The 10,600-nt window shown below is 71.3% G+C and carries 13 protein-coding genes; 7 read left to right on the top strand and 6 right to left on the bottom strand.

Annotated elements, in window-relative coordinates:
• The coding region (locus tag E0D90_RS10055; protein ID WP_130797423.1) for a helix-turn-helix domain-containing protein at nucleotides 1-165 on the bottom strand (165 nt) is incomplete at its 3' end.
• A 485-nt stretch (nucleotides 166-650) separates the two neighbouring features.
• Between E0D90_RS10055 and E0D90_RS28590 the strand changes: the two genes are divergently transcribed.
• From E0D90_RS28590 to E0D90_RS10070, 4 genes are read left to right on the top strand one after another with little or no spacing between them, the layout of a single operon-like run.
• Entirely contained in the window at nucleotides 651-866 is a 216-nt protein-coding gene (locus tag E0D90_RS28590; RefSeq protein ID WP_103529739.1) for a DUF7848 domain-containing protein, read from the top strand.
• Nucleotides 863-1,309: a hypothetical protein gene (locus E0D90_RS10060; RefSeq protein WP_130797413.1), complete on the top strand. Its 447-nt coding sequence runs from the start codon at nucleotides 863-865 to the stop codon at nucleotides 1,307-1,309. Before E0D90_RS28590 ends, E0D90_RS10060 begins: the two co-directional genes overlap by 4 nt.
• 39 nt (nucleotides 1,310-1,348) lie before the next feature.
• A complete protein-coding gene (locus E0D90_RS10065; protein ID WP_103503283.1) occupies nucleotides 1,349-1,597 on the top strand; it encodes a hypothetical protein in 249 nt (82 codons plus the stop codon).
• Nucleotides 1,594-1,803, top strand: coding sequence for a hypothetical protein (locus tag E0D90_RS10070; protein ID WP_130797414.1), 210 nt, complete (start codon nucleotides 1,594-1,596; stop codon nucleotides 1,801-1,803). Before E0D90_RS10065 ends, E0D90_RS10070 begins: the two co-directional genes overlap by 4 nt.
• A 51-nt stretch (nucleotides 1,804-1,854) precedes the next feature.
• Here E0D90_RS10070 and rarD read toward each other — a convergent pair whose 3' ends face one another.
• The 5 genes from rarD to E0D90_RS10095 form a co-directional block, all read right to left on the bottom strand.
• The gene (gene rarD, locus E0D90_RS10075) at nucleotides 1,855-2,862 is read right to left on the bottom strand and encodes an EamA family transporter RarD (protein WP_130797415.1); all 1,008 of its coding nucleotides are present in this window, start codon (nucleotides 2,860-2,862) and stop codon (nucleotides 1,855-1,857) included.
• 319 nt (nucleotides 2,863-3,181) lie between these two features.
• The gene (locus E0D90_RS10080; RefSeq protein ID WP_103503765.1) at nucleotides 3,182-4,264 is read right to left on the bottom strand and encodes a 2-oxoacid:ferredoxin oxidoreductase subunit beta; all 1,083 of its coding nucleotides are present in this window, start codon (nucleotides 4,262-4,264) and stop codon (nucleotides 3,182-3,184) included.
• A complete protein-coding gene (locus E0D90_RS10085) occupies nucleotides 4,254-6,215 on the bottom strand; it encodes a 2-oxoacid:acceptor oxidoreductase subunit alpha (protein WP_130797416.1) in 1,962 nt (653 codons plus the stop codon). Before E0D90_RS10085 ends, E0D90_RS10080 begins: the two co-directional genes overlap by 11 nt.
• Nucleotides 6,216-6,471: 256 nt before the next feature.
• Nucleotides 6,472-7,131: a response regulator transcription factor gene (locus tag E0D90_RS10090; protein WP_103503767.1), complete on the bottom strand. Its 660-nt coding sequence runs from the start codon at nucleotides 7,129-7,131 to the stop codon at nucleotides 6,472-6,474.
• Between the two features lie 186 nt (nucleotides 7,132-7,317).
• Nucleotides 7,318-8,655, bottom strand: a complete 1,338-nt coding sequence (locus E0D90_RS10095) for a sensor histidine kinase (protein ID WP_438827386.1) — start codon at nucleotides 8,653-8,655, stop codon at nucleotides 7,318-7,320.
• Nucleotides 8,656-8,979: 324 nt separating this feature from the next.
• On the opposite strand from E0D90_RS10095, the gene E0D90_RS10100 reads away from it, so the two are divergent.
• From E0D90_RS10100 to E0D90_RS10110, 3 genes are all read left to right on the top strand, one after another.
• Nucleotides 8,980-9,351 (top strand): NADH-quinone oxidoreductase subunit A, encoded by a 372-nt coding sequence (locus tag E0D90_RS10100; protein ID WP_103503769.1) that lies wholly within the window; start codon nucleotides 8,980-8,982, stop codon nucleotides 9,349-9,351.
• On the top strand, nucleotides 9,342-9,974 hold the full coding sequence (locus E0D90_RS10105; RefSeq protein ID WP_130797418.1) for an NADH-quinone oxidoreductase subunit B: 633 nt from the start codon (nucleotides 9,342-9,344) through the stop codon (nucleotides 9,972-9,974). The genes E0D90_RS10100 and E0D90_RS10105 overlap by 10 nt, the downstream gene beginning before the upstream one ends.
• The coding region (locus E0D90_RS10110) for an NADH-quinone oxidoreductase subunit C (RefSeq protein WP_130797419.1) at nucleotides 9,971-10,600 on the top strand (630 nt) is incomplete at its 3' end. The genes E0D90_RS10105 and E0D90_RS10110, both read left to right, overlap by 4 nt.

Raw genomic sequence — 10,600 nt, forward strand, 5'->3', positions numbered from 1 at the left:
CGGTTTGCGACCAGTTTCGACTGCCGAAATGTGCTGGCTCGAATAGGACACCTCCTGGGCCAGCTCCTCCTGGCTCCACCCGCGAGCTTCGCGGAACCCCCGCATGCGGGCACCGAAGGCTGCCACCGGCCCCGCCTCAGGGTTCAGCTCCTTGCGATTGACCACGCCAATACCGTCCCTTCCTTCGTCCCTGACTAGTTGAAGGAAGGCCAACTCTAGTCCAGCCTGTGACTCCTGGGTAGTGGAACCACTACGGAGAGGAGTGGTCGTGTGTGCTGAGATTCGGCCCGCCGGCTGGAACCACCCCGAACGCCTCGTCTTGGCGGTGGCTGGATGATCGCCACTGGACACTTCACTGACGTGGAACGCGCGGCTGAACACCTGCGCTCCGCCCTCGCAGCCGCAGGCATCGCCCTCCCTGTGACTCCCCACTCGCGGGTGTGGGACTGCCAGACGCGCCGCCCTGTGCGGCTCGTAGCCGTCGAACCGATGCTTCCCGGTGTTGCGCTGGCGATGGCCGGAGTGCTGCGGGCCGGGGCGCAAGCGGTCGAGGAAGACCGAGAACACGTGGCGCCACTCGCTGAACTTCGCGTGCGATCAGCTCAGTTGGGTCGGGCTGTCGATGCGCACCTGAAGGCGTTGGGCAAGCGATGAGTGGTGAGTATCGGTTCGCGAGGTTCCGGCTCGTGTCCACCGGGGGGCAGTTGGTCTTTCGTGCCCAGTGCGAGGTGTGCGAGGAGCTGGGGCCGCAAGCGGGGACGGGGGATGCCGCCATGATGTGGACCGTTTTCCATCTGGACGACTATCCCGACCACGAGGTCTTCCGGGAGCTGAGTTCGACGCCCTACCGGGTGTCGCGCCGATGAGGCGGCGACCGGGGCCGGACGGCTACTGGTGCGAGACCGTCGTGCGCAGCCCGGATGCCGGAGGCGAATGGCACCTCGGCGGGCACTGGGCACACACCCCCGACGCGGCGCTCCAATGGCTACGCGGCCAGGCCCTGCGACTGGCCGACGCCCTCGAACCGCTCCCCGGCCACGGCCCGTTCCCCGACAGCGCGCTCCATGCCGTGGAACGCCCCGGCCAGGACGGCGGGCACCGCCCCGGCCAGCTCCTCCGCGACTGGGCCGCCGACACCGCCTACCACCACACCCAGCGCCAAGCCCTGACCTCCGGCCGCCCCATCAGCGCCAACACCCGGGGAACGGACCGAATCTGCGGGTTCGGGGAGGTCGAGGTCCTCTACTCCCTCTCCGCCCGCCCCATCCGGCGCGACGCCGCCACCCGGCGCCTGCTGCGCGCACTCTGAACCACCCCGCCCCACACCCACCTCAGCCAAGGGACGCCCATGTTCGAAGACATCAGCTTCGCCAACTCCGACCGTGAGGAAGTCGAAGACGCCGCGAGGGAGTTGTTCAACCACGTCAAGGACCTCGGGGTCCGTCTGGACGACATCGACGTCCTCGACCCCTGCGACGGCTGCCGACGCCACGCCTACCGCGTCCACCTCGGCAACCTCACCGCCGACGAGGTGACCACCCTCAACACCGCACTGCGCGAGCACCCCGGCACCCACTCGGCAGGAGACCGGCCATGACCCAGCTCCGCGCCCACGCGCTGCGCCTGCCCGCCGACCAGATCCAGATCGGGGACTACCTCACCGTCGGCGGCCTGACCACCCGCGTCACGTTCGCCGAACACCGAGGCGGACTCGTCCGCCTCGAACTCGACACCACCACCCGCATGACCGTCCAGCCCACCATGGCACTCACCATCACCCGCCCCCGGCCGGCGCCGTGGTGACGGCACCGGGGCCACCCCGCTCGCGCGCCCGTCGGTCAGCCGGGCCGCCGGTCAGTCCGTCGTGCGGTCCCTGGTCGCGGGGGCCGTGCCGGGGGTGGCCGTGTCTGCCGGGATCGGTTCGGCGACGGGCGGGAGGTTCATCACGGTGGTGCGGGCGGCGACGCGCTGTTTGCGGGAGTGGCGCAGGGCGTCCCAGGTGAGGATGGTCAGGGCGAGCCAGACCAGGCCGAAGCCGATCCAGCGCTCGGTCGGCATCTCCTCGCCGAAGACGAAGAGTCCGAGCAGGAACATGGCGGACGGTGCCAGGTACTGGAGCAGGCCGACGGTGGAGAGCGGGATGCGGACGGCGGCGGCGCCGAAGAAGATCAGCGGCAGGGCGGTGGCCAGTCCGGTGCCGATCAGCAGCACCATGTGCAGTGGGCCCTCGCTGGCGAAGGTGGAGTCCCCGCGGCCCATCAGGACCAGCACGAAGATCGCGGCCGGCAGGAACTGGAGTGCGCAGTCGGCGCTGAACCCCTCCAGGCCGTCCAGGCCGGTGGTCTTCTTCACCAGGCTGTAGATCGCGAAGCTGACCGACAGGGCCAGGGAGAGCCATGGCACCTCGCCGTAGGCGAAGCTCATCACCAGTACCGCGAACGCCCCGATGCCGACGGCCACCCACTGGGCGGGCCGCAGCTTCTCCCGCAGCAGCAGCACGCCGATGGCGATGGTCAGCAGTGGGTTGATGAAGTAGCCGAGGGACGCCTCAATGACCTTGTCGTTGGCGACGGCCCAGATGAAGAGGAACCAGTTGACGGTGATCAGTGCCGCCGAGACCAGCACCAGTCCGAGGCGGCGGGGGTCGCGCAGCAGCGGCATCACCCAGGACCACTTGCCGAAGAGCGCCAGGATCACCACGGCGGTCGGCAGCGACCAGGCCATGCGGTGGGCGAGCACCTCGGCGGGGGCGGTGGACCTCAACAGGTCCCAGTAGAGGGGGAGCAGCCCCCAGAGCCCGAAGGCGACGAATCCGTAGACCAGACCTGTGCGGCTGGTCGCCGACCCGGCGGACCCTCCCATGTTGCCTCCCGAGTTCGGTGGGACGTCGACCCGCGCCCCGCCTGACGATAAGCACCGGGCGGTGGCCTGTCATTCCCTATTCCGCATTATGGACCTGACGTCGCCCCCGGATACCCGCGCGACACCTGCCACCCGGGTCACGTCCGTCACATCTGTCACCTGCCACATCTGTCACCTCCGCCACGTCCACCACGGGCCCGGCACGGACGACGGGCGTGGGCCCGGACACCGAGAAGCCTCGGTGTCCGGGCCCACGCCCGTCGTTCGTCGGTGGAGCGGCCGTCGTCCGGCCGGTCGTCCGCCCGCGGTCAGCCCGTCGTCAGCCCACGACCGTCCAGGTGTCCTTGCCGGCGAGCAGCGAGGACAGGTCGCCCTTGCCGTTGCGCTCCACGGCCGCGTCCATCTGGTCGGCCATCTGGTCGTCGTAGACCGCGCGCTGCACCTGCCGCAGCACCCCGATGGGGGTGTGGTGCAGGGTGTCGTTGTCGGCGAGGCGGGAGAGCGCGAACGCGGTGGTCGGCGAGGCGGCGTGCGCGTTGTGGGTGAGGACCCCTTCCGCGCCGCGCTCGGTGACGTCGACCACGACGAGGTCGCCGGTCTCGCCGTCACGCACGACGCCCTTGCGGCCGAGGCCGTCGCCGCCCTCCTCCTCGGTCCACGGGGTGCCGAAGCGGATCGGCGCGCCGTGCTCCAGGCGGATCACGGCCTCCTGCGCCTGCTGCTTGTCCTTGAGGGCCTCGAACGCGCCGTCGTTGAAGATGTTGCAGTTCTGGTAGATCTCGATCAGCGCCGAGCCCTTGTGCTGCGCGGCCTCGCGGAGCACCGAGGTGAGGTGCTGGCGGTCGGAGTCGACCGTCCGTGCCACGAAACTGGCCTCCGCGCCGAGGGCGAGGGAGAGCGGGTTGAACGGGGCGTCGAGCGAGCCCATCGGCGTCGACTTGGTGATCTTGCCGGTCTCGGAGGTCGGCGAGTACTGGCCCTTGGTCAGCCCGTAGATCCGGTTGTTGAACAGCAGGATCTTGAGGTTGACGTTGCGGCGCAGCGCGTGGATCAGGTGGTTGCCGCCGATGGACAGGGCGTCGCCGTCGCCGGTGACCACCCACACCGAGAGGTCGCGGCGGGCGGTCGCGAGGCCCGTGGCGATCGCCGGAGCGCGGCCGTGGATGGAGTGCATCCCGTAGGTGTTCATGTAGTACGGGAAGCGGCTGGAGCAGCCGATGCCGGAGATGAAGGTGATGTTCTCGCGGGCCAGGCCGAGTTCGGGCAGGAACCCCTGCACCGCCGCGAGGATCGCGTAGTCACCGCAGCCGGGGCACCAGCGGACTTCCTGATCGGACTTGAAGTCCTTCATCGTCTGCTTGGTGTCGGTCTTGGGGACCAGGGTGAGTGCCTCAGTGGGCATCGACGGCCTCCTTCAGGACGGTCGCGAGCTGCTCGGCCTTGAACGGCAGACCGGTGACCTGGGTGACCGACTGGATGTCGGTCAGGTACCGGGCGCGCAGCAGGGTGGCGAGCTGTCCCAGGTTCATCTCCGGGACGATGACGTGGTCGTACGCGGCGAGCACGTCCCCGAGGTTGGCGGGGAAGGGGTTGAGATGCCGCAGGTGCGCCTGGGCGATGTGGCCGCCCACGCGCCGGATGCGGCGCACGGCCGCCGTGATCGGGCCGTAGGTCGAGCCCCAGCCCAGCACCAGGACGCGGGCCTCGCCGTCCGGGTCGTCCACCGTGAGGTCGGGGACGGTGACCCCGTCGACCTTGGCCTGCCGGGTGCGGACCATGTGGTCGTGGTTGGCGGGGTCGTACGAGATGTTGCCGGTGCCGTCCTGCTTCTCGATGCCGCCGACGCGGTGTTCGAGACCGGCGGTGCCGGGCACGGCCCACGGCCGGGCCAGGGTCTCCGGGTCGCGCTTGTACGGCCAGAAGACCTCGGTGCCGTCGTCCAGGGTGTGGTTCGGCGCGGTCGCGAACGGCACGCGCAGGTCGGGGAGTTCCTCGGTGTCCGGGACCCGCCAGGGCTCGGAGCCGTTGGCCAGGTAGCCGTCGGAGAGCAGGAAGACCGGGGTGCGGTAGACCAGCGCGATCCGGGCCGCCTCCAGCGCCGCGGTGAAGCAGTCGCCGGGGGTGGACGGTGCGACGATCGGCACCGGCGCCTCGCCGTTGCGGCCGTACATCGCCTGGAGCAGGTCGGCCTGCTCGGTCTTGGTCGGCAGCCCCGTCGACGGCCCGCCGCGCTGGATGTCGATGACCAGCAGCGGGAGTTCCAGCGAGACGGCCAGGCCGATCGTCTCCGACTTCAGCGCCACACCCGGGCCCGAGGTCGTGGTGATCGCCAGCGATCCGCCGAACGCGGCGCCCAACGCGGCGCCGATACCGGCGATCTCGTCCTCGGCCTGGAAGGTCCGCACACCGAAGTTCTTGTGCTTGGACAGCTCGTGCAGGATGTCCGAGGCCGGGGTGATCGGGTACGAGCCGAGGTAGACCGGGAGTTCGGCCAGGCGGCCCGCGGCGACCAGGCCGTAGGAGAGCGCCAGGTTGCCGGAGATGTTGCGGTAGGTGCCGGGCGGGAACGCCTTCGTCGCCGGCGCGACCTCGTAGGAGGTGGCGAAGTCCTCGGTGGTCTCACCGAAGTTCCAGCCGGCCCGGAAGGCGACGATGTTCGCCTCGGCGATGGCGGGCTTCTTCGCGAACTTCTGCCGCAGGAACGCCTCGGTGCCCTCGGTCGGACGGTGGTACATCCACGACAGCAGGCCCAGCGCGAACATGTTCTTGGAGCGGCCCGCCTCCTTGCGGGTCAGCTCGTAGCCCTTGAGCGCCTCCACGGTCAGCGTGGTCAGCGGCACCGGGTGCACGCTGAACGCCGAGAGCGAGCCGTCCTCCAGCGGGTTGGCGTCGTAGCCGACCTTCGCCATCGCGCGCTTGGAGAACTCGTCGGTGTTGACGATGATCTCCGCGCCGCGCGGCACGTCCGCGATGTTCGCCTTGAGCGCCGCCGGGTTCATCGCGACCAGCACGTTCGGGGCGTCACCCGGCGTGAGGATGTCGTGGTCCGCGAAGTGCAGCTGGAAGGAGGAGACACCCGGCAGGGTGCCGGCGGGGGCGCGGATCTCCGCGGGGAAGTTCGGCAGGGTGGAGAGGTCGTTGCCGAACGACGCCGTCTCCGAGGTGAAACGGTCACCCGTCAGCTGCATACCGTCACCGGAGTCGCCCGCGAACCGGATGATCACCCGGTCCAGGCGGCGGACCTCCTTGGCGCCCGAGGACGCCGGTGCGGCGGCGGTGTCCCGCAGACCCGCCGGCTCCTGGGTGTCCGCCGGGCCGGCGTCCTGACTGGCTTGTTCGACCTGGCTGGTCACTGCTGTGGCCCTCCCTAGAGGCGGCTGTGCCGCCATCGTACGTGGGTAAGGGTCGCCTTCCCTTGGGCCGGTCACATCGTGGACCCGGAATCGAGACGGTGCACGCGCCCGGCGCGTACCGCCGCCACCCGCGCGCCCCGCCCCGATCCGGGCCTCCCGCGCCGTGCCACCGCCGCCCGCGAGCAGCACACGAGGTGCCCGCAGGGGGTGAGCACGCCGCCCGTCGCACCGGACCGCCGGTCCGCGACCCTCACCCTCACGAGTTCAGATACGTCAGCACCGCGAGGACCCGGCGGTGATCAGCGTCACTCTGCGCCAGGCCCAGTTTCATGAAGATGTTGCTCACGTGCTTCTCGACGGCGCCGTGGCTCACCACCAGCTGCGCGGCGACCGCCGAGTTGGTGCGGCCCTCCGCCATCAGCCCCAGCACCTCCCGCTCCCGCGGCGTGAGACCGGCCAGCACGTCCTGCTTGCGGCTGCGGCCCAGCAGCTGCGCCACCACCTCCGGGTCCAGCGCGGTGCCGCCCTTCGCGACCCGCGTCACGGCGTCCGCGAACTCCCGCACATCCGCCACCCGGTCCTTGAGGAGGTACCCGACGCCGCTGCCGGAGTCGGCCAGCAGCTCCGTCGCGTACTGCTCCTCCACGTACTGCGACAGCACCAGCACGCTCAGCTCCGGGAACTCCTTGCGCAGCGCCACCGAGGCGCGCAGACCCTCGTCGGTGTGGCTCGGGGGCATCCGCACGTCCGCCACCACCACGTCCGGCAGGGAGCCGGCCGCGGCCAGCTCCCGCACCGCGCGCACCAGCGCGTCCCCGTCGCCCACCCCGGCGACCACCTCATGGCCCCGGTCCACCAGCAACCGCGTGAGCCCCTCCCGCAACAGCACCGAATCCTCGGCGATGACCACCCGCACCTGGCTACTCCGTCCGCCCCGGCGTAAACGTTCCGCTTCGGGCTCAGCATCTCACCCCGCCGCCCCGCGCGGACGGCTCGCGGAGGCACTTCCCGGGCGCATCGCGGCCCGCCCACGCTCGCGGGCCGCGACACCCGCCGGGCCGGGCGGCCCAGCGGAACGTCGGGCCCGGCCCCGGCGAGCGGATCAGGCCGCGTCGCGCTCCCGCCACGGCAGGACCGCCGTCACCGCCGTCGGACCGCCCTGGGGCGAGGACACCGCCAGCATCCCGTCCACCGCCTCCAGCCGCTCCGCGAGCCCGGCCAGCCCCGTGCCGTTCCCGGTCGACGCACCGCCCACCCCGTTGTCGGTGACCTGGAGCATCAGCCGCTCCCCGGCCCGCCACACATCGAGCGTCGCGGCCCGCGCCCGGCTGTGCTTGCTGACGTTCTGCAACAACTCCGAAGCCGTGTAGTACGCGATGCCCTCGATCGCCGCCGCCGGACGCCCGTCCAGATCGGCCTCCACCGTCACCGGCACCGTGCAGCGCGACGCCACCGCCGACAACGCCGGACCGAGTCCCCGGTCGGTGAGGATCGCCGGGTGGATGCCCCGCGCCAGATCCCGCAGCTCCTGGAGCGCCAGCTTCACCTCGCCGTGCGCCGCGTCCACCATCCGCGCCGCCGTCTCCGGGTCCTCGGTCAGCTTCTCCTTCGCCAGCCCCAGATCCATCGCCAGCGCCACCAGCCGGGCCTGCGCACCGTCGTGCAGATCCCGCTCGATGCGCCGCAGATCGGCGGCGGAGGTGTCCACCACCCGCGACCGGCCGGTCTCCAGCTCCCGCACCCGCGACTCGTCCGACGACGGCCCCAGCAGCCCCGACACCAGCAGCCGGTCCACCACCGCCATCCCGCGGATCAACCAGCCGGCCGCCAGCAGCACCAGCGCCCCGAGCAGCGGCGCCAGGATCAGCTCCAGCGGCCCGTCCCACACCCAGCCGCCACCCTGCCCGTCGACGTTGACCCCGACCCGGTCGCCCTCGGGCAGCGTCCAGAACCACACCGGGTACGTCAGCGCGCCCAGCCCGGCCGACCAGAAGGCGACGACCAGCGAGAACGTGATCACCGCCCACGGCAGGTGCATCAGCGCGTACACCACGCTGCGCCAGCAGCTGCCGCTGCGCAGCACCGCGCCCATCCACACGAAGAACCCGCGTCGCTCCGAACGCGACAGCAGCGGCGCCGGCTCGGCCACCCGCATCCGCAGCAGCCCGCGCGCCCGCGCCCGCTCCACCATGCCGAACCCGCGCGTCGCGATCAGCGTCAGGCAGAGCAGCGGCAGACCGACGAACGTCACCAGCAGACCGGCGCTGACCGACATCGCCGTCACCGTGAAGACGAACGCCGTCAGCGCCAGCGGGAAGTTCAGCAGCAGATGGACGCCCTCGCGCAGAGTGCGCGCCCCGAACATCAGGCCGAGCGCGGACCGGTACCAGGAACGCGTCGGCGGCCGCTCCCCGGCCCACTCCGTCGTGACGGTGCTCATCTCCGCGTGCCCTTCTGCCGAATCCCGCATCGTCTCCCCACCCTCCCGCGTCCACCGCCACGACCACCATGGGGCGCGTCGGTCAGCGGGGGTGGGGTTAGCACCACCTTCGACGGCGGCGAACGCACCGGAGCGCACCGGTCACAACCGCCCGCGCACCCCCTAGACTCCCGTCCGTACGGATCACCGACCGGGCCGGTCGCCGGGGCCACGGCCGGGTCCGGGGCTGCCGTGGCGCGGCGCTGAACCAGCACCGCTGACCCAGCAGCGCTGTACCGCACCATCGCTGTACCGAGACCAGCACATCACCACAGAGGGGCCCAGGTGCCGGACTACTTCCACGGCTACGCGGTCGTCGGGCTGGTAGCGGTCGTCGGAGCGCTGTTCGTCGCCGTCGCCTTCACCGCGGGCAGGCTGCTGCGGCCGGTCGTACCGACCCAGGAGAAGCTGCTCGTCTACGAGTGCGGCGTCGACCCCGTCGGGGAGGGCTGGGCCCACACCCAGGTCCGCTACTACATCTACGCCTTCCTCTACGTGATCTTCGCCGTGGACGCCGTCTTCCTCTTCCCCTGGGCCGCGGTCTTCGCCGGCGAGGGCTACGGCGGCGTCACCCTCGTCGAGATGTTCCTCTTCCTCGGCTTCCTCTCCACCGGACTGCTCTACGCCTGGAAGAAGGGTGTGCTCACATGGACCTGACCCCGGTCACCCGCCCGGGCCAGGACGGACCACGGCTCGGCGCGCTCGCGCGACTCGCGCCCGAACCGATGAAGGTCGTCCTCAACTGGGGCCGCCGCTACAGCCTCTGGGTCTTCAACTTCGGACTCGCCTGCTGCGCCATCGAGTTCATCGCCGCCTCCATGTCCCGGCACGACTTCATCCGGCTCGGCGTCATCCCGTTCGCGCCCGGCCCCCGCCAGGCCGACCTGATGGTCGTCTCCGGCACCGTCACCGACAAGATGGCGCCCGCCGTCCGCCGCCTCTACGAGCAGATGCCGGAACCCAAGTACGTCATCTCCTTCGGCGCCTGCTCCAACTGCGGCGGCCCGTACTGGGACTCCTACTCCGTGACCAAGGGCGTCGACCAGATCATCCCGGTCGACGTCTACGTCCCCGGCTGCCCACCCCGGCCCGAGGCCCTGCTCCAGGGCATCCTCAAGCTCCAGGAGAAGATCGCCGAGGAGTCCACCGCCGACCGCTACGCCCGCCGCACCCCGCCGCCCGCCGCGCTCAACGCGCCACTGGTCCAGGCCCCGGCCGAGCGGACAGGACAGGACCCGTCCGGGCCGTCCCCCGAGACGCGGCCGGAGGGGGAACGGTGACCGGCTGGCTTCCCGTGACGCCCGTCGAACTCTTCGGCGAGGGCGCCACCGCCCACGAGGCGTACGGCCTCCTCACCGTGGACGTGCCCGCCGAGCGGTGGACCCGGGCGGCCACCACCGCCCGCACCACCCTCGGCTGCGACTTCTTCGACTGGCTCAGCGCCGTCGACGAGCCCGGCACCGGCTTCCAGGTCTGCGCCCACCTCGTCGCCCTCCCCGGCGGAACGCCGGACAGCCGCGCCTCCGGAGAGCAGCCGCGCACCTCCCCGCAGGCCCTGCTGCTGCGCACCACCGTCCCGCACGACGCCCCCGAACTCGCCACGCTCACCGGCGTGTTCGCCGGGGCCGCCTGGCACGAGCGGGAGACCCACGAGATGTTCGGCATCGGGTTCGCCGGACACCCCGGACTCCACCCGCTGTTGCTCCCCGACGGCTTCGAAGGACACCCGCTGCGCAAGGACTTCGTCCTGGCCGCCCGCGTCGTGAAGGCGTGGCCGGGCGCCAAGGAACCCGGCGAGGCCGGGCACGGCGCGCCCAAACGCCGCCAGACACTGCCACCGGGCGTGCCCGATCCCAACGAGTGGGGGCCGCTCAAGGGCCAACTGCCGGACGCCCCGGCCCGGCCC

Origin of the sequence: Streptomyces otsuchiensis (genome assembly GCF_004305975.1) — a bacterium.
Taxonomy (GTDB): Bacteria; Actinomycetota; Actinomycetes; order Streptomycetales; family Streptomycetaceae; genus Streptomyces; species Streptomyces otsuchiensis.

Excerpts from the sequence above, each read along its gene's own strand:
- E0D90_RS10060 (WP_130797413.1), top strand. The coding sequence starts at position 863 with ATGAGGCGGCGACCGGGGCCGGACGGCTACTGGTGCGAGACCGTCGTG.
- rarD (WP_130797415.1), bottom strand. The coding sequence starts at position 2,862 with ATGGGAGGGTCCGCCGGGTCGGCGACCAGCCGCACAGGTCTGGTCTAC.
- E0D90_RS28590 (WP_103529739.1), top strand. The coding sequence starts at position 651 with ATGAGTGGTGAGTATCGGTTCGCGAGGTTCCGGCTCGTGTCCACCGGG.
- E0D90_RS10105 (WP_130797418.1), top strand. The coding sequence starts at position 9,342 with ATGGACCTGACCCCGGTCACCCGCCCGGGCCAGGACGGACCACGGCTC.
- E0D90_RS10065 (WP_103503283.1), top strand. The coding sequence starts at position 1,349 with ATGTTCGAAGACATCAGCTTCGCCAACTCCGACCGTGAGGAAGTCGAA.
- E0D90_RS10080 (WP_103503765.1), bottom strand. The coding sequence starts at position 4,264 with ATGCCCACTGAGGCACTCACCCTGGTCCCCAAGACCGACACCAAGCAG.
- E0D90_RS10095 (WP_438827386.1), bottom strand. The coding sequence starts at position 8,655 with ATGAGCACCGTCACGACGGAGTGGGCCGGGGAGCGGCCGCCGACGCGT.
- E0D90_RS10070 (WP_130797414.1), top strand. The coding sequence starts at position 1,594 with ATGACCCAGCTCCGCGCCCACGCGCTGCGCCTGCCCGCCGACCAGATC.